The sequence below is a fragment of the Paenibacillus sp. FSL L8-0502 genome, assembly GCF_038593055.1.
GTDB classification, from domain to species: Bacteria; Bacillota; Bacilli; order Paenibacillales; family Paenibacillaceae; genus Paenibacillus; species Paenibacillus polymyxa_D.
Window position 1 is genome coordinate 1,302,786 of the sequence record NZ_CP151958.1, and the last position, 18,088, is coordinate 1,320,873.

General features: G+C 44.1%; 16 protein-coding genes and 1 riboswitch. Of the genes, 9 read left to right on the forward strand and 7 right to left on the reverse strand.

Annotated elements, in window-relative coordinates; translation table 11 throughout:
- The first annotated feature begins 170 nt into the window (after window positions 1–170).
- The 6 genes from NSQ57_RS05795 to NSQ57_RS05820 all read left to right on the forward strand — a co-directional run bounded on the left by NSQ57_RS05795 (window position 171) and on the right by NSQ57_RS05820 (window position 10,535).
- Window positions 171–2,162 (forward strand): copper amine oxidase N-terminal domain-containing protein, encoded by a 1,992-nt coding sequence (locus NSQ57_RS05795; RefSeq protein WP_342425769.1) that lies wholly within the window; start codon window positions 171–173, stop codon window positions 2,160–2,162.
- A gap of 209 nt (window positions 2,163–2,371) precedes the next feature.
- The gene (locus NSQ57_RS05800; protein ID WP_165145383.1) at window positions 2,372–4,141 is read left to right on the forward strand and encodes a phosphatase PAP2 family protein; all 1,770 of its coding nucleotides are present in this window, start codon (window positions 2,372–2,374) and stop codon (window positions 4,139–4,141) included.
- A gap of 291 nt (window positions 4,142–4,432) precedes the next feature.
- A complete protein-coding gene (locus NSQ57_RS05805; protein WP_342425770.1) occupies window positions 4,433–5,839 on the forward strand; it encodes a sucrose-specific PTS transporter subunit IIBC in 1,407 nt (468 codons plus the stop codon).
- Between the two features lie 18 nt (window positions 5,840–5,857).
- Entirely contained in the window at window positions 5,858–8,113 is a 2,256-nt protein-coding gene (bglX, locus tag NSQ57_RS05810; RefSeq protein WP_342425771.1) for a beta-glucosidase BglX, read from the forward strand.
- Window positions 8,106–9,485 (forward strand): glycoside hydrolase family 32 protein, encoded by a 1,380-nt coding sequence (locus NSQ57_RS05815; protein WP_342425772.1) that lies wholly within the window; start codon window positions 8,106–8,108, stop codon window positions 9,483–9,485. The genes bglX and NSQ57_RS05815 overlap by 8 nt, the downstream gene beginning before the upstream one ends.
- Before the next feature lie 216 nt (window positions 9,486–9,701).
- Window positions 9,702–10,535 (forward strand): AraC family transcriptional regulator, encoded by an 834-nt coding sequence (locus NSQ57_RS05820; RefSeq protein WP_029516146.1) that lies wholly within the window; start codon window positions 9,702–9,704, stop codon window positions 10,533–10,535.
- A gap of 113 nt (window positions 10,536–10,648) precedes the next feature.
- Here NSQ57_RS05820 and queF read toward each other — a convergent pair whose 3' ends face one another.
- From queF to NSQ57_RS05850, 6 genes are all read right to left on the reverse strand, one after another.
- Window positions 10,649–11,146 (reverse strand): preQ(1) synthase, encoded by a 498-nt coding sequence (queF, locus tag NSQ57_RS05825; protein ID WP_013309106.1) that lies wholly within the window; start codon window positions 11,144–11,146, stop codon window positions 10,649–10,651.
- A 218-nt stretch (window positions 11,147–11,364) separates the two neighbouring features.
- The gene (gene queE, locus NSQ57_RS05830; RefSeq protein ID WP_342425773.1) at window positions 11,365–12,228 is read right to left on the reverse strand and encodes a 7-carboxy-7-deazaguanine synthase QueE; all 864 of its coding nucleotides are present in this window, start codon (window positions 12,226–12,228) and stop codon (window positions 11,365–11,367) included.
- Window positions 12,221–12,712: a 6-carboxytetrahydropterin synthase QueD gene (gene queD, locus NSQ57_RS05835; RefSeq protein ID WP_342425774.1), complete on the reverse strand. Its 492-nt coding sequence runs from the start codon at window positions 12,710–12,712 to the stop codon at window positions 12,221–12,223. The genes queE and queD overlap by 8 nt, the downstream gene beginning before the upstream one ends.
- Window positions 12,705–13,388 (reverse strand): 7-cyano-7-deazaguanine synthase QueC, encoded by a 684-nt coding sequence (gene queC / locus NSQ57_RS05840; RefSeq protein WP_025720578.1) that lies wholly within the window; start codon window positions 13,386–13,388, stop codon window positions 12,705–12,707. The genes queD and queC overlap by 8 nt, the downstream gene beginning before the upstream one ends.
- A 133-nt stretch (window positions 13,389–13,521) precedes the next feature.
- A riboswitch (PreQ1 riboswitch) is annotated at window positions 13,522–13,565 on the reverse strand.
- Between the two features lie 79 nt (window positions 13,566–13,644).
- The gene (locus NSQ57_RS05845; RefSeq protein ID WP_069011542.1) at window positions 13,645–14,349 is read right to left on the reverse strand and encodes an AIM24 family protein; all 705 of its coding nucleotides are present in this window, start codon (window positions 14,347–14,349) and stop codon (window positions 13,645–13,647) included.
- A 25-nt stretch (window positions 14,350–14,374) separates the two neighbouring features.
- Window positions 14,375–14,815: a hypothetical protein gene (locus NSQ57_RS05850; RefSeq protein WP_069011543.1), complete on the reverse strand. Its 441-nt coding sequence runs from the start codon at window positions 14,813–14,815 to the stop codon at window positions 14,375–14,377.
- 313 nt (window positions 14,816–15,128) lie between these two features.
- On the opposite strand from NSQ57_RS05850, the gene NSQ57_RS05855 reads away from it, so the two are divergent.
- The 3 genes from NSQ57_RS05855 to NSQ57_RS05865 all read left to right on the forward strand — a co-directional run bounded on the left by NSQ57_RS05855 (window position 15,129) and on the right by NSQ57_RS05865 (window position 17,324).
- Window positions 15,129–15,284 (forward strand): hypothetical protein, encoded by a 156-nt coding sequence (locus tag NSQ57_RS05855; protein ID WP_165144572.1) that lies wholly within the window; start codon window positions 15,129–15,131, stop codon window positions 15,282–15,284.
- Between the two features lie 223 nt (window positions 15,285–15,507).
- The gene (locus tag NSQ57_RS05860) at window positions 15,508–16,275 is read left to right on the forward strand and encodes a hypothetical protein (RefSeq protein ID WP_029516151.1); all 768 of its coding nucleotides are present in this window, start codon (window positions 15,508–15,510) and stop codon (window positions 16,273–16,275) included.
- A gap of 71 nt (window positions 16,276–16,346) precedes the next feature.
- Complete coding sequence (locus NSQ57_RS05865) at window positions 16,347–17,324, forward strand: WYL domain-containing protein (protein ID WP_029516152.1); 978 nt, start codon at window positions 16,347–16,349, stop codon at window positions 17,322–17,324.
- Window positions 17,325–17,370: 46 nt separating this feature from the next.
- Here the strand turns inward: NSQ57_RS05865 and NSQ57_RS05870 are convergent, their stop codons facing one another.
- Window positions 17,371–18,042 carry a 3'-5' exonuclease gene (locus NSQ57_RS05870; RefSeq protein WP_342425775.1) on the reverse strand — a complete coding sequence of 224 codons (672 nt, stop codon included), beginning with the start codon at window positions 18,040–18,042 and terminating at the stop codon, window positions 17,371–17,373.
- Between the last annotated feature and the right edge of the window lie 46 nt (window positions 18,043–18,088).

The following is an 18,088-nucleotide window of genomic DNA, read 5'->3' on the forward strand; positions in this document are numbered from 1 at the left end:
CCCAAAACCGATATATATGTGAGTATTTTGTATCATCCCAAAAAGGCTTTCAAATCAGTAATATAGAGATCGAAGCGATCTAGTTCGTTTATATATTGTATTTTTGAGCGTTGGGAATGGAATTATGCAAGTTACTGATATGGAAATAGAGATAGAAAAGGGGAATCACGATGAGAAAAGCAGGGATGATTTTGCTGGCAGTATCCGTGGTATGTGGAGCGGTGGTGGGAACTACGTTAAACACTGGAGAAACAGCAGTAGCGGCAAATGTAACGACGAACAACACTTGGAAAAATGCTAAAATTATAGACGTGATCGACCGGAATAACTACATACTGGATGATGGTTCTTTATGGAGAAAGAGTATAGATGGCCCGGCTATTGAGAAATTGAATTTGAAGGGCATTACAGGCAGCAAAAACGAGAGTCAAGGTTATTATGGCTGGACTGAGGACGGAAAGGTAGCCATCTGGGATGATAACTCCGACCCAAAAGTGACGGCCCAATCTTCAGGAGTAAAGGAGATTACCGGAGAGGGTCTGGCTATTAAAACCGATGGGACGATCTCCTGGGGAAGAGAACAGGTCGAGGGAATATCGGATGCTATAGACGGTGATAAGGTAAGTACCTACTTTACGGTTCTTACTCGATCCGGTGATGTATGGTATTCCACAGGGTACGCAGAATCTAAGCCCCGCAAGATAGGTCATGTAGATGGTGCGCTTGATATCAAAATGAGTACGGCGTATGCTGCAATACTTAAGGAAGATGGTCATGTCACGATGCTGGATATGCTGACCAATGAACCGCCACGTGAAGTGGGAAGTGATATTACTTCGATATTGTGGAAAAAAGGTACACATGTCTTGATTACTGTACATCGCGACGGGACGGTATGGAGCTATGATCGGCTGAAAAAATATCCTGCGGTGCAACTTAGCGGGTTATCTAATGTTGCAAGGTTGGTTGATTCGCCTGACGAACTTTTTGCACAATTAAAGGATGGATCTTGGGTCGGCTATAAGGACGGAACCACGACTGCGCTAAGTTTGCCTACATTAACGGGTATGTCCTTGTTGACGACCTCCAAAGAGGCTGCCATCGGCGATACGATTCAATTAAATGTACAAGAGACGTATTCGAACGGTTATCGACTAACACGTCATCCCGAAGCTAGTGAGATTGAAGTGGAGAAACCACAGGTTGCCGAGCTACAGCAGAATGGTTCCGGTACACTCAAAGTAAGGGGCATTGGCAGCACAGCCGTATCTCTGCGGAACGAAGGTATACCCTCTTCTTTTACACTAAAGGTATCGTCTGATCAAACCTTGACCGGGGCGGCTATACTAAACGGCAGTGTGTATTTGCCTGTGCAGTCTGTGTTCAAGACGCTGGGTGGATCTGTTACCGTGGCAAACCAGGCATTTACGATCAAGCTGGGTAAAAACAATATCGTACTCCAAAAAGGGAGTTCCACCGCGATAGTGAATGGTAAACCTGTTCCACTGAAGGGCAAGGTTCAAACGGTTAACGGACAGGTTGTATTCCCGGGAACATTACTGACCGATCTGAAGTTGGGCGGATTCAAATGGAATCGTGACCGTCAGCAAGGCGAATTATCTGTGGGCGCTACCAAGCTGGTCATTGAGACGCCGGAAACGGCTAAAATTATCAAAGCCATTGATCTGGGGAGTCTGTCCAAATTAATTGGCAAAACCTATTGGGTCAATAACTTCTATAACGCTGGAGAGCGATTTGGCAAGGTAACAGTTAAAGACATCGAAGTCAGCACAGACCCGAACGGTGTTAAATCTTACGAAGTTATTTTCCAGGGGGCTAATGGCGAAACTTATGACACGTTTTCCATTATCGGAGCTTCACGCATTCCACAAATGCTGTCTGATTCCGATCAATTTCTAACTTACGATCCGTACAACAAATACCAATGGTCGCAAGCCATCTGGAACAAGATTAAAAATAACGAGGTAAGCTTGGGCATGAATACGACGCAGGTGCAGTTCGCATGGGGAAGCCCAACAGTCAGAGAAAAGGGGGCTGCTTCAAACGGAACTCAAGTCGAAGCCTGGGTATACGGCAATCGTAGTCTTTATTTCAAGGCAGTAGCTTTCGTAAATGGCAAAGTCATAGAAGTATGGCTGTAGGGTAGCTGATTTTCTATAACGGTTTGAAAGAGGTATCTCCAGATTCGTATATACGAATCTTGGGATGCCTTTTTTTCATTTAACAAAACTAAGCTCTTGATTTAACAAACTTAAGATATGATTCTTTATGTCATACATCTTGTTATATAGATAATGGCTCCGTAGAGAAAGTATGAAGAGCACAAGAGAAGAGAGGATCTGATTTAAGAATGAAATCGCTAAGGAAACCATTATCAGTTGCATTACTATCTTTACCCTTACTTCTAGGTTCCCTGGGTGGAAGTTATGCGAGTGCAGCAACCCTACCAACAGCGGTAACTCCAACAGAACCGTCGTGGGGATATTTCGTAGATCATTATAAAAATAATAGTTCTGCAAATAAGACGGAAAGCTCTAATCCGACTCTCGGGTTGCTCTCCGAATTTAATAAGCTTTGGACTCCCGGCGCTACCTGGGATACAGGTACCAAGCTAAACAGCAGCGTGCTGGACGCCAATATTCAAAAAGTGATTGATATCGCTGCCCGTCGCACTTCCAGTGAGGCCGATGCGGCTTATTTGGATGATCGCAGAAACCAGAGCTACAGTGTGATCGACGGGCTGGGTTCGCTCACTGATGTATATCGTAAGAATGCAGGTGCCACGACAACAATCAACGACATTCCGGCAGATGCCCTGACTAAGAAATACGAAGATGAGGGAACGAATGCTGGGAGTACAAGCTCCAATCTCGGCAACATCGTAAATCTGGTAAATACCTTGCGTGGAGAATACTCTACGACGAACCCGGCTAAGTCTTATTTTAGCTATCCTCGCCCGTTTCGCTGGAGCGATAACTCTGTAGTTGTTCCGAGCCTTATTCCCGCTCTCAAAGCTGATGCTACTAGCGATGGCGGCTTTCCTAGCGGTCATACCAATGCTGCGTATCTCAGTTCTATTGCTATGGCCTACGCCGTGCCGGAGCGTTATCAAGAACTGCTGACGCGAGCTTCGGAGCTGGGCAATAACCGTGTTGTTGCCGGTATGCATTCCCCGCTTGATGTTATGGGAGGGCGTGTCATGGCAACAGCGATGGCTGCTGCTATCCTGTCTGATCCAGCCAATAGCAGTTTGAAGAAAGCGGCTTATCAGGATGCTCGTAAACAACTGCTGTCTCAAAAAGGTACAGCTCCAGATCGGTTCAGCAATTATGCCACAAACAAAAAAAATTATAATCAACGATTAACATACGGATTCAGTCAGGTTAATCCAACCGCGACGCCTATGATAGTGCCTAAGGGAGCTGAGGTACTATTGGAGACACGCTTGCCTTACCTGGATAGCACACAACGTCGTTGGGTTTTGGCTACCACGGGGATTCCTTCCGGCTATCCTGTACTTGATGATGCTGAGGGATGGGGACGATTGAACTTGTTTTCCGCTGCGGATGGCTACGGTGCTTTCGCCAATAATGTGACGGTAAATATGGACGCTTCCAAAGGTGGTTTCAATGCATTGGATCGCTGGCGCAACAATATTTCTGGCGTTGGAAAGCTGACTAAAAAGGGAACAGGTACGTTGAAGCTAATGGGCAACAATACGTATTCCGGTGGTACACAGATCGACCAAGGTACTTTGGAGGGAACTTCGGACACGGCTTTCGGAAGTGGCGGAATTACGAATAATGGGGGAACTCTTCTTAAAAATGCTTCTGGGAAGCTGATTATTGGCGGAAATTACAGACAATCTGCCAAGGGAACACTTGAACTTAACCTGCGCACTAAAAATGATGTGCTCAAAATGAAGGGAACAGCTATACTTAACGGAAAATTACGCCTGAATTTCTCTAACAAATATGTGCCGGCTAATGGTGCTACGATCTTAACTTATGGTAAACGGAATGGAGCATTTTCTTCGATTGAAACGGTAGGTTTACCAAGCAATTATAAAGTGAAGGTTATCTATACAGCTCACAGTGCTCAGTTGAAAGTCACTAAGTAAAACGTAAGTAACTCTCTATACAACAATTGAAGTGCACCTTTAAAATACACGGGGATAAACCAGAAGGTTATTCCAGTATGTATTCTAGGGTGCACTTTATTGTTTCATCAGGCACCAGTTGCTAGTATGCATTTATAATTAAGGATATAAAAAGGTCAAAATTTGACCTTAATGTAGTAAAATAATCCCGCTGTTTGAAAGCGCAGTCATGATATTCTTAAGAAGCATATTTGATCAAAAGTTTTAAATGATTCAGACTAACTAAGAGGAACAGAGGAAAGGAAGAGACTGATGAGTCTTGAAAAAGAATACGTTAAAATAGCCCAAGATGTCATTAAAGGGCTTGGCGGAGAAGACAATATTATTTCCATGGCACATTGTGCCACACGGCTGAGGCTGATTGTAAAAGATAGAGAAATTATTGATGATGAATTTATTGAAAATATTGATAAGGCCAAGGGCGTTTTCTTTACCTCTGGGCAATATCAAATTATTTTTGGAACCGGTACTGTAAATAAAGTATACGATGCCATGGTTGGCCAAAGCATATCTGCTACATCAAAGGCTGATTTGAAAGAGATGGCCTCCACTCAAGGTGATAATCGGTTCAAAAGAATGATCCGTGTTTTCGGGGATGTATTTGTTCCGATTATGCCTGCATTGGTAGCTACAGGATTATTTATGGGAGTTAGAGGCTTAGTAACTCAGCCTGCACTGCTCCAGTTATTTGGACTTACACCTGATCATATTTCTGCGAATTTCATATTGTTTACGCAAATATTGACCGATACGGCTTTTGCATTTTTACCCGTGTTGGTATGTTGGTCGGCCTTCCGGGTGTTTGGTGGATCACCACTATTGGGGATGTTGATTGGATTAATGTTAGTAAGTCCTTCGTTGCCTACATCTTGGGATGTCGCTCAAAAAGTTCAGGAACCACTAGTATTTTTCGGCTTCATTAAAATTGCAGGCTATCAGGGCTCGGTTTTGCCTGCTTTCATAATAGGTGTCGTGGGGGCGATGCTGGAGAAGAAAATCAGAAAATCAGTCCCGGATGCATTGGACTTAATTCTGACACCGTTTCTGACATTATTAATAACACTGGTATTAGGATTGTTCGTGATTGGTCCCATTTTTCACGAGGTGGAAACTTTAATATTAATGGGTGTTACCGCCATTTTAAAATTACCATACGGCATCGGCGGATTTATTTACGGTGGCATCAATCAGATTATTGTAGTTACCGGACTGCACCATGCCTTAAACCTGATTGAAATACAGATGTTAGTAGGCAATGGTTGGAATATGGTGAACCCGATCAGTTCAGCGTCGATTTGCGCACAAGCGGGTGCTGCATTGGCTGTTGGTCTAAAATCTAAAAATGTAAAAACCAAATCCATTGCGTATCCTTCTACCTTGTCTGCGTTATTGGGTATTACAGAACCCGCTATCTTTGGGGTGAACATTCGATATGGCAAACCGTTCTTGATGGGCTTGATTGGCGGAGCGGTTGGCGGTTTCTTCGCACGTATATTTAATGTTCAAGCAACGGGCATGTCAATCACAGCCCTACCGGGAATGTTATTGTACCTGAACAATCAGATATTCATATATATCTTAGTTTGTGTAATCGGCTTTGCTGTGGCATTTGCACTAACGTGGATCTTTGGGTTTAAAGAAAAAACAGATCACAAATAAAATGATGTGGGGAGAATCATGGACAACAACACACTGCTTAAGAAATTGGACAGCCTTTCAATAGAAGAGAAAATAGGCCAGCTCATCCAACTGACCGGTGATTTTTTTGAAGGGGATATAGACACTGTTGTGACGGGTCCTTTAAAAAAATTAGGGTTAAACGCCGGCTACAATATATATAACACAGGCTCCATATTGAACATCACTAATCCAGAAAAAATTATCCAACTGCAAACGGATTATTTGGAAAAATCGATTCATAAAATTCCGCTGCTGTTCATGGCAGATATTATCTATGGGTATCGAACCATCTTCCCGATTCCGATTGCACAAGCATGTAGTTGGAATTATGAGGGTATAGAACATGCAGGTTCGATTGCTGCCCAGGAATGTTATGACGAAGGTGTGCACGTGACCTTTTCCCCCATGGTAGATATCGTTAGAGATCCCCGTTGGGGGCGGGTGATGGAATCGCCTGGAGAGGACACTTTGCTGGCGAAGAAATATGCCGAAAGCATGGTTCAGGGGATCCAGGGGAGAAACTCGGAGGATATCATACCAGCCAATAAAATTGCCGCTTGCGTCAAACATTTTGCCGCTTATGGGGCACCTGTCGCTGGACGTGAGTATAACGCCGTGGATATGTCGGAGCACACGCTGCGAGAATATTATTTGCCAGGGTATCAAGCTGCAATCGAGGCGGGGGCAAAGCTTGTTATGACGGCCTTTAATACCTTGAATGGCGTTCCTGCAACAGGAAACGAGTGGCTTAACCGCGACGTGCTAAGACGAGAGATGAATTTTAATGGTGTGTTGATCTCGGATTACGCCGCTATAGAAGAACTGATCATGCACGGTTATGCCGAAGATGAGGCTTCCGCTGCAAGGCTGGCATTGTTGGCTAGTGTTGATGTGGATATGAAGACAGCAGTATACGCCAATCAATTGGAGAAAGTAGTATCTGATAACGAGCATATGTTGGAGCTTTTGAATGAAGCGGTATACCGTATTTTAAAGCTGAAAAATGATTTGGGGCTGTTTGAGGACCCGTTCCGCGGATTACAGGAAACCGTTCAGCGGTCGAGAAACAGCATTCTGTCAGATGAACATAAAAAAGCCGCGCTGTCCTTGGCTGAAGAATCCGTAGTCTTGCTGAAAAATGAAAATCAACTGCTGCCATTGTCTAAACATACCAAAGTAGCTTTAATCGGTCCTTACGCAGATGAAAACTCCACCCTGGGTATGTGGGCCATTAAGGGGGATGAGGCGGATACCGTCAATTTGAAAATGGGATTATTAAAGCATGTTGATCCCGACAATCTCTCGGTTTGCAAAGGGGCGCACATGCTTCCTGCTAATGCAAGAGAAGCCCTTGGCAAATATGCGGACAAGCTGGCTGCTGAAACAGTCGATGAGGAGGCCCTGCTGCGCGAAGCAATCCGAAATGCTAACGAAGCGGATGTCATTGTCCTCGCCTTGGGAGAAAGTATTTATCAGAGCGGAGAAGGGGGATCGCGAACGAACCCGACGCTTCCTAAGCCGCAAATGAAACTACTCCATGAATTAAGTTTACAGGGCAAAAAGATGGTTCTGATCGTTTATAGCGGAAGACCTTTGATTCTTACCGAAGTAGCCGGAAAAGTGGACGCTATTGTTCAAGCCTGGTATCCAGGAACGATGGGCGGAGAAGCACTGGCTAATATACTGTATGGGGAAGTCAATCCATCGGGGAAATTAGCCATGACCTTTCCACGGAGCGTGGGACAAATTCCGATATCCTACAATGAGTTGAATACAGGCAGACCGAATTTAAAGGAAAATGGCTCTTATCGGTTTGCATCCCGATATATAGATGAAGTGAATGAACCCTTGTATCCATTTGGCTATGGTAAATCTTATACCTCATTTGAATACAGCCTATTAACAATTAGCCAAAAAGAAATGAAGAAAAATGAGTCAGTTGATATCCGTATTTCTGTTACCAACACTGGAATTTATGATGGAAAGGAAACGATCCAATTATACATTCGCGATAAATTTGCAAGTATTGCAAGGCCAGTGAAAGAATTAAAAGACTTTAAAAAAGTTTTTTTGCAAAGTGGCGAGACCCAAAATGTTGAATTTTCAATTCATGAAGAGATGCTTAAATTTTATGATCGTGAAATGCAATACAAAAGTGAACCCGGTGAATTTGATGTTTATATCGGGTCAAGCTCGCAGGAAATTTTGCTGAGTTTTAGTTTTGTTTTTTTACCGGAGGATGAGCATGAATAAAAGCGACGCGTATAACCTGAAATATCATATTACCCCTCCTTACGGTTTGCTCAATGATCCTAATGGACTTGCCTATTTCAATCATCAATATCATGTGTTTTATCAGTGGAATCCAAAAGGAACTGAGCATAAAAATAAATGTTGGGGCCATGTTGTTTCCAGCGATCTGGTGCACTGGCAAAGGAAAAGTGTCGCGCTGGAGCCTTCGGAATGGTATGACAAGGATGGCATTTATTCGGGCGGGGGCATTGTTCATAATGAAAAGCTGTATCTGTTTTACACAGGAAATGTAATCCGAGATGATGGAGTCAAAGAAAGCTATCAATGCGCCGCGATTTCGGAGGATGGAGAGTATTTTCAAAAAATCGGTCCTTTGTTTGAGCATCCACAAGGTTATACCAGGCATGTTCGAGATCCGAAAGTATGGAGAGACCAACACGGGAACTGGTGGTTGATTGTTGGTGCTCAGAGAGAAGATTTGACTGGAGATACACTTATCTACAAATCTAAAAATTTGTCCGATTGGGAATGCCAAGGATCATTTGTTGATCATGACCACCGATTTGGATATATGTGGGAATGTCCGGACGTACTTCATTTTGCCGAAAATGATGTTTTTGTTTTCTCTCCTCAGGGTTTACCGGAGAGAGGCGAATATTATAAAAATCCTAATCAATCGGGATATATGGTTGGCAAATTATCGAATACAGGCAAATTCAACGGGGACCTTTCCGATTTTAAAGAGCTTGATCGAGGATTTGATTTTTACGCTCCACAATCATTCAAAGTTAATGACAGAACCATTATGTTCGGATGGATGAGCGCCATGAATGAGGAAGCGGAGAGGGCTGTCCCGACCATTCAGGAGGGCTGGATTCATGCATTAACACTTCCTAGAGAAGTTGTGCTGATGAACGGTGTGTTGTACCAGAAACCATTGCCGGAATTACAATTGTTAAGACTGGATGGCATGCATTACAAAGGGGAAATTCAAAGTAGTAGTGAGTGGGTGCTGCCTTCTACACAAGCGGAGCTAATTGTTGATTTTTCCTTACTGACAGAAAATTTTAAAATGATCATAAGGGATGCTGTGCAAATTGACTATGATCAGGAACAAAACAGCCTGATAGTTTGGAGAACAAACTGGTTGACTGGCGAGAGAGAGTACAGAAGAGCATCATTAAATAATAAGCTTGCAAAAATGCAAATATTCATTGAAAGCTCAAGCCTGGAGATCTTTGTGAATGAGGGTGAAGAAGTGTTTTCCCTGCGTTATTTCATAGAAGATGCAGACCAACGCAATGTATTACTTGAGGCAGGAGACAATGTAGGAGAAGTTAGAATGTATCAGTTGCAGGAATGTGTAGGGTAACATTTTTTTGCTTGCCGAGTTGCAAGCAGGCTAAGGAAGGCTGTTCATTATCCCGTTTGCGGGAAGAACTGCCTTCTTTTTTATTTTTGGTCCGTTGAATAGATTCTGCTTGTCCGAGCATTTTACTATCGGTATAGTATGAGTATTAGTATAAGAGTTTATGCCTTAATAAAGAATACAGATGGATCACTCATGGCTGGCTGATGAGGTGTCGTAATGAAAAAAATATATGAACATATCGAAATAGACAGAAAAAAAATGATTAACCTTTTTATGTTCCAATCCAGAGATACAGAAAGAGTCATTCCTATGCATTTTCACAGCAATATGGAGTTGATCTACTGTACAAGTGGAAGTCTAAAGGTGTGGCATGAAGGAAAAATAACTATTTTGATGGAAAAGGATGCGCTATTCATTAACAGCAATGTTCCGCATTCCACGCAGAGCATTACGGAGAACCAGGTTATAGTGCTGCAATTTCCAGACACTTTCTTTGCCAATGAACAAGTAATCATCCATTTAAACACGCAAGAGAAACAAGTTGAAGAACCTATAATCTCTAAATTAAGAGGATTGTTTATGGATATATATGATCTACATATTTCCAAAAGCAAATACGACTACATTTTAGAGCAAAGCCGAATTATTGAACTGAAATATTTGCTTGTCAATCATTTTAGTCAGACGACAGACATTCCACCGGAAGTATTCAGTGAAAAGCAACAAAAGATAAAGACAATCATGGACTTTATTAAAGAGCATTATACTGAAAATATTAGCTTGGCCAAAACGGCCCGTATCTGCGGTTATTCGGAGGCTTATTTGTCGCGAATGTTTCATAAATATACAGGCCAGACGTTTACCGAATACAAGCAAATTCTTTGTTTGGAGAAGGCGATCGATTTACTGGATTCAACTAATAAGTCACTTACAGAAATTTCTTACGAGGTCGGGTTTCCAAACGAGAAGTCTTTCAGAAAAGCTTTTAGAGAAGTTATGGGTAAAACACCGTATGAATATAAAAAATCAAGATTTGATCTGGATGTGTAACGCCACAAGCGTGCACACTCTCCTTTCAGTAAAACGAAGGGGTTGTCCCTGAGTCATTTGATGACTTTAGGACAACCCCTTGATATTTACGCTATGTCAGGAAAATTATGAGCTTAACGGTTATCGATCTTTTCCGGGTACATATCATGATTCATCATGCGGTGCTCCGCTATCTGTTCATACTTTGTTCCTGGCTTGCCGTAGTTGGTGTACGGGTCGATAGAGATGCCGCCGCGTGGCGTGAATTTGCCCCATACTTCAATGTAGCGAGGGTCCATCAGCTTAATTAGGTCATTCATGATGATGTTGACGCAGTCTTCATGGAAATCGCCGTGGTTACGGAAGCTGAACAGGTACAGCTTAAGGGATTTGCTTTCTACCATTTTAATATCGGGAATGTAGCTGATATAGATGGTTGCAAAATCAGGTTGTCCTGTAATCGGACACAGGCTGGTGAACTCCGGGCAATTGAACTTAACAAAATAATCCCGATAGGGATGTTTATTATCAAAGCTTTCGAGAATGGCGGGATCATAGGCGAAAGTGTATTGTGTGCCTTGATTGCCAAGTAGGGTAACGTCGGTCATTTCTTCGGGTGTTCTTCCGGTCATATGGATGAGGCTCCTTAAAGTAAGTTGGTTTGGTAAAAGAGAGAGGGAGTTATGGTGGTGGGAGGTCGCTCCGCGAATGATTTGAGTCTCCGCTTCGCTGCCGACCGCCGTCATCACCATAAAGTCCTACTCGTTTACGTGTAGGTTGGGATAGAAGTGAGTAATGCTCTCCTTTGTGTATCACATACAGTGCATACGGAATATATTACATATAAGTGTTATACGCCGCGTTTGTTGCCCCATACGAGGGTGTGGAGCTGCGGGAGTACTCTTACATCGTTTAGTAGGGAATCGTCCATGACACGGTCGATAAGCCATTCATAACGATGGAGTAGAGACTCCGCTATCTGTCCGGTATTCTCCGTGTTTACATCTGGATTACCCGTCTGAAGGAACAGCGGTACGTGTGGATAGCGCTCGTGAACAGTGCGGGCATAGGCAAGATCGGTGTCATCGAAGATGACGACCTTCAAGCTGCAAGCTCCGGTATAGAGCCGCGCAGATTCATTAGCGGGTTCCTTCAAGTCTGTTGCGATTGCGACGTGGGACGTCGCTTGGGACTCACTAGCCCTCTTCCGGTTTGACAGACGGGCGACAATATCATCCAGCACATCCCAGTTGGTCGTCATACCCGAGCTGGGCGGTTTCGGGGATAGGGTTACCTCATCGATATCGTACAGCCATTCCTGCCAACGGGAGCCTTGTGTTTCGACAGCGGTGGCAATGCCTTGACTGCGCAGCAGGGTGATTAGCTCCCCAAGCTGCGGTAGCAGGGCAGGATTGCCTCCAGAAAGGGTCACATGCGAAAAGCGTTCGCCGCCGATGGCCTTCAGCTCCTGCCAAATGTCCGTGGCACTCAGACGACGGATCTGATCCTTGGCGCTGCCGTCCCAGGTAAAGGCGGAGTCGCACCACGAGCAATGGTAATCGCAGCCTGCGGTACGAACAAACATCGTTTTACGACCAATGACCATACCTTCGCCCTGAACAGTGGGACCAAACACCTCCAGTACGGGAATAGGGGCTATTTGGGTGCCGTGGGAGGCTGTCATGGGTTGGTGAGTAGTCACGGTATTACTCATCGAGCATCCACTCCCGTCGGAACTCGGCGTAGCTGGTAGGTGTCTCGAACAACCGTACAAACTCGGTACGTCCACCTTCGACACGGTTGCAGTATGCCTCCGAGGTCAAGGCTGACTCCATTTGTTCAAAGATCCAGACGACCATATTTTCCGCCGTTGTATTCATTGGAGGAAGCGTCTCATTCAAGTAACGGTGGTCCAGAAAAGGCTCAATCCGCTCTTTCCAGATCGTTTTGATGTCACAAAAATCTAGCGTTAGACCCGTTTCGCCCGGTATGCCGCTTATGCCAAATACGACGATATAGGTATGTCCGTGCAGATTTTTGCATTTGCCTTCGTAGCAGTGCAAATGATGTGCTGCATCGAATGTAAATTGTTTGCTGACGAGTACACGTTTGCGGTGATAACGCAGCTGAGAGCGCTCAATGTCTGTCCCGAACTCTTGGAGCTTATCGACAATGCGAAAGGTACCTGGCTCACGCATGACCTTCAACTCCTTGGGATGAAGCTCCGCGCACCGCGAGATATTGCTCCAGTCCAGCACGGCGAAGTTTGCAAGCAGGGCATTCGCCACAGCCATCGCCAATGACGCCGTTATAGCACGTTAGTGTACGTGTTCTTACAAATTCAAAAGCTTTCAGCTCATCGGCCATGTGCCAAGTTTCGGCCTTGTTCAACCACATAAGCGGGGTATGAATCACAAAGGGATAGTCCATCGAAAGATTCAGTGTGACGTTCAGCGATTTGATAAAGGAATCCCGGCAATCAGGATAGCCGCTGAAATCCGTCTCACATACGCCTGTAATGATGTGGCGCGCTCCTTTTTGCTTGGCGAGAACTCCCGCGAAGCTCAGAAACAGTAGGTTGCGACCGTCTACAAAGGTGCTAGGCAGTTCGCCTTCCTGTTGAGTAATGTCAATGTCTGTGCGTGTGAGGGCATTAGGGGCTAGTTGATTAAGCAGGCTCATATCCAGTACCGTTTGCGGAACACCCAGTTCGCGGGCGATTCCAGCGGCTACTTCGATTTCCTGCTTGTGGCGTTGACCGTAATCGAACGTCACAGTTTCTACTTCAGCAAAATGTTTTTTTGCCCAAAATAAACAGGTTGTGCTGTCTTGGCCGCCGCTGAATACGACGACTGCTTTTTCGTTTGCAAACATAAAAAAACCTCTCGATCTTCTTGGAATGGTGCAAGACACAAGTCTTGTCACTTGGAAGAAGGAGAGTTCTTGAACCGACTTCAACAAAAAACAGGCCTTGCCCCGAGAAATCATTTTTCTTGCGGAGGACAAAGCATCGTTAGTTTTTTATAGAGGGAGTTCGCGAACCTCTCCCATGCATGACGCATGGATTTTCTTCATTAGTATCTGCCACGAGGACAGACGGCTTTAGCATTGTCATTATAGCATGGCAGGGCTATTTGATAAACACTCCACCAAATGGAATGACTTCCCTTAAAAATCGCTTGATCACGCCATCGTCGTTCATATCCTGTTGGAGCCGCCGATGATGCTCCCCGGCATGGAATAGTACGGTACCCTGTCCGGTCATTTTAAAATGATAGTTCATATGCTGGCTGGCCAGATGGTTGCCGTACACGGTCAACTCCAGATGGGCGTTTTCGGGGTAGGCAATGACGCTGCTCGCATCCACATATATCGGTTCTGTCGGATGAAGCTGTTCCTGACACACCAATCCCTGCGTCAAAAGACCGATTTGACCCACACCATCAAATTTCATTTTTATAACATCACGGCTAAACAACATGTTTTTCATGCTTAGCAGCTTAGTACGCATTTGGATACCGGAGCTGTACCAGAACAGGTTGCGAAAATCGTATAACAGATCATCGCTTCCTTCAAGCTTAATCATTTTTAGACTAAAGCCAGGTGGAAGTGCAGCAATTAGGCGACAAGCTCCTGTGAAATCGGCCTGAATCAGTTTGTGTTTGCGATACATGCCCTTAATATTCATCAGTTTATCACTGCGGCCTGAGCTGGGTCCGCGGTATGCGATGATTTGCTGCGGATGCAGAACGTGCAGCTTTTCTCCTTCCGCCAGATCGAGCGTTACGACCGAACCGACGCTTTCATCATGGTGTTGTCCTGCTTGTATGTCCATTCAGACCTTTCATCCTTTCAGACAGTTAGTATCTTCCCGAACGTCGACGCATCCCGTAACGCAACAGTCGGATACCCATAAAATAACCGGCCAGCAGAATTATAGCTGTGATAATGAGCAATTTATTTCGATGTGAAGCCTGATCGCGCTGGGTTTGAAGATTTTTTAATTCTGTGACTGTGTCAGTCAGCTTGCGGTTTTGCTCCAGCAATTGGGCGTTTTGCTCTTGATAGGCTTCTAAGCTGTTACGGGCCTTTTCCAGATCCTCCTGGGTTTGTCGATAGCTTTCCTTGAGCTGATATACATCACCAGGTAACCGCGAAAATTGCTCGAAGCCCTGATATACATCATCCCAATAAGCAGCATGTACTTCGGGTACACGAGTTATCCCAAAAATAAACAAAAGTGCTATAGCAGCGCAGACAATGCGGCGATACAAAGCAAAGCGACAAGTTGGTCGTGCCAAGAGATGTTCCCCCTTTTGATAAACCAAGATGTTAGATGATATAGATCATTACCCATATGACATGGTTACGTATAATATAACGATACGGATGCAGATTTTTGAAGAAACGGACGATAAATACGGAGAAAATGATCTCAAAAAAGTCGATATATGAGTTTAAGTGTACCAAAAAACGGGTATATCAAGGAAGCGGCAACATTCCGGCATTTTTTCTAGCATACGAGTAAAGAACGATCCGCACCTGATCAGGTCTTAAATATGAATATATAAACTGAAATATATTAAAAATTAATATAGAAGGAGATTTTGCAAGATGAATGAGAAAGAACAAAACTATAAAACTTTAAAAATCACTGTAAATGGAAAGCCGTTATCAAAGGATCTCGTCGTAGATAGTACTACTTTTGCCCCTATATCTGATATTTGCACAAAAACGAATGTTTCTTTAACAGAAACTACAATCTCATAAGTTTAAGTATAGAAGTAGACTATAAAATAGCCCGGCATACGCCGGGCTATTTTTGCGCGTTCATGTAATTCAAATGGTTTAAAATGTTATTTACCAAACTAGGTCCCCCTTCATAAAGATTCCCATGTATAATTTTCACAATCAAACATACGTTCCCTGACAATATAGTGTCAGATAACACTGTTAATTTAGAGTTACATGTTCTTTTAGGGGGAATTTACCAGTGGTGAAGTCAATGCTCAATGTAACGTACACATGGGACAAAGAGTCTATATCTGCGAATGGGTCCAAACAAGTAAATCTACTGATAGAATGGGGCTATGGAGCTAAACGTAAAAGAAAAGGAAATCTAATACCGAAAGCAGCGGGATGTGACCTTCAACTCCAGTTCATTCCAGAAAACGGGGTAAGTCTATTAAAAGCTGAAGGGGTAAGGCTCGGTTTTAAACGCTCGGAAAACGGAGATAGCATGTTTGTTCACTGTGGTGATGTACGGCGGGGAAAATATAGACAGGCTATTTTGACGTTTTCTATACCGGCTCACTCGTCCGGAAGACATACGATTGGAATGATGGAGTGGAGCTGGCGCAAGCCATCGCAGGAAAAGCGAACGATGATCCGGACAGACCAGCTCTACATCCATTTTACGCATCATCTTGGTCTGCTGAGCATTCCATCCAACCCGAAGGTGGAAAAATACATAAAGCTGAATGAGACGTCCCCTATTGTAAAAAAGGCATTGCGTATGTACGAGAAAGGGGAATATGAGCAAGGGGCGTTCATCCTTACCAGACAAGCAGATGAATTACTTATACGTGCAGCAAGAAGCGATGATATGGACTACCTGCAGGAAGCCGAGTTGCTTCTGGCTATACGTAATAAATGGAGTGGTACTTTTGTATCATTTACAGCGTATAGTTCTAAAGTCTTTTTCAATAAGGCAATATCGCTAGAAGATGTTCATTTTACTGAAAATGATACTTTGAGATAGGCAATTATGCTAGTTTATTTGTGTAATATAGTGAGTCTAATTTACTATCTTTTTGTAAAGGAGAGACTTCCTTGACTGATCGGTTGATACGTTTAATGCGGATTATTACTATTGTTCAGGCAAATCCAGGGATATTGGCAAGAGAGCTTGCCGAACGTTGTGAAACATCAGAACGTACCATATACCGAGATATGGAGGCGCTAAGCGCTATGCATATACCGATTGCGAATATGGGGCATGGCAAGGGGTACATTTTTATTAGCAATTTCGCTTTGTATCCTCTGAATTGGACGGAAGAAGAGGCAGAGGCTTTTACTAAGCTGGGAGAGATTATGGAAACGGTAAAGCCTCTTTTACCGCCAGCTTTTGAAAGTGCTTATGAGAAAGTGATGGCCTCTAGTCAGAAAAAAAAGATGGAACAGACGAGCTTCGCGCAGGAAATGAAAAATATTGTCCGGCTCGGCTCGACACTTGATCGGGAAAACCAGCCCTATCTGCTCAGGCTGATTGTTTTAGCGAGTCTTACGCAGCAGACCATTGAAGCGGAATACAGTTCGCCTCAAAATGAAGATGTTTCACTCGTTCAGGTGGATCCTTATTGTTTGGTTCCGCAGGATCGGCGATTCTATATGCTTGGTTTTTGTCACAAGCAATCCGCGATGAGAACCTTTCGGATCAGCCGATTTCGGAACATGAGAATTTTGCCGTATACGTTTCAAAAAAATACAACTGAAATGGAAATGTTTTTTAAAGGGACCTGGTCGGTGACCAAAGGAAATCAGAATATCCGGTTTGTGGTACGTTTTTCTGCCGAGTCTGTATATCGGGTCAAAGAAGAGGAACTGTTCATCAAGCCTTTTCTTAAGGATTTGCCGGATGGAAGTTTGTTGTTTGAGGTGACGGTCAATCATGACCGTGAATTTTTGGATTGGCTCACTTCCTATGGAGCTGAGGCCGAGATCCTGGAGCCTTTACGGTACCGCAAACGAATGCAAGAAATGCTGCGGACCTGGGGGGCATTCTATTTCGATAAAAAGGCAGGAAATTAAGAATAACAGGGGGAGATCCCCCGGAACGGGCCGGGGAGCTATCCGCTTAACGGTCCTTAAACAGGTTGGCGAGATTGCCAAAAGGACTGTACTGTTCCTGCTCTTCTTCAGGTGAGGAGTAGACGAGCTTCGATCCACGGCTTTCCTCATCGTCAGCAGCATTATGAACTAATGTAATACGATCAAAATGGTACATGAAAACCTGAGCGGTGTTCACGGCATCATCCAGTGCCCGGTGTTGTTGACCGTCAAAGTCAATGTTGCACAATTCCAGCGCCTGAGACAGGCTCAACTGACGGTACTTTCCATTGGAACCAAGCAGACGGGAAATCTGCTTCTGTATATCATTTGTATTATGAATCCATCCGAGATCTACATGATGGGTACGACAATGGGATACCAGCTTCTGACGGTCATCCGGGCCCCATGCGCATAAATAATAAGGGGAATCCGTACCGAACCAGGCTATGAACTCCTTCACAGCTTCAGGAAATAGTGGAGCGGCATCAATGTCTCGTTGAGTAATACCCGTGAACTGAACGGTATCAGTAGAGAGTACAGGTCGATTCGAGGGTCTTACAAAACTGTGAAACGTATCCGCAACGTATAGGCCATCGTCTCCCTGAACAACTTTGACGGCACCGATATCAATGATTTCGGAGGAATATCTGGCGTTACGACTAACGGTAAATTCAAGATCGTAAATAATGTATTGCATTTCTGGACTCCTTCCACACATATAACTGATCCCGATGGGGATCGGG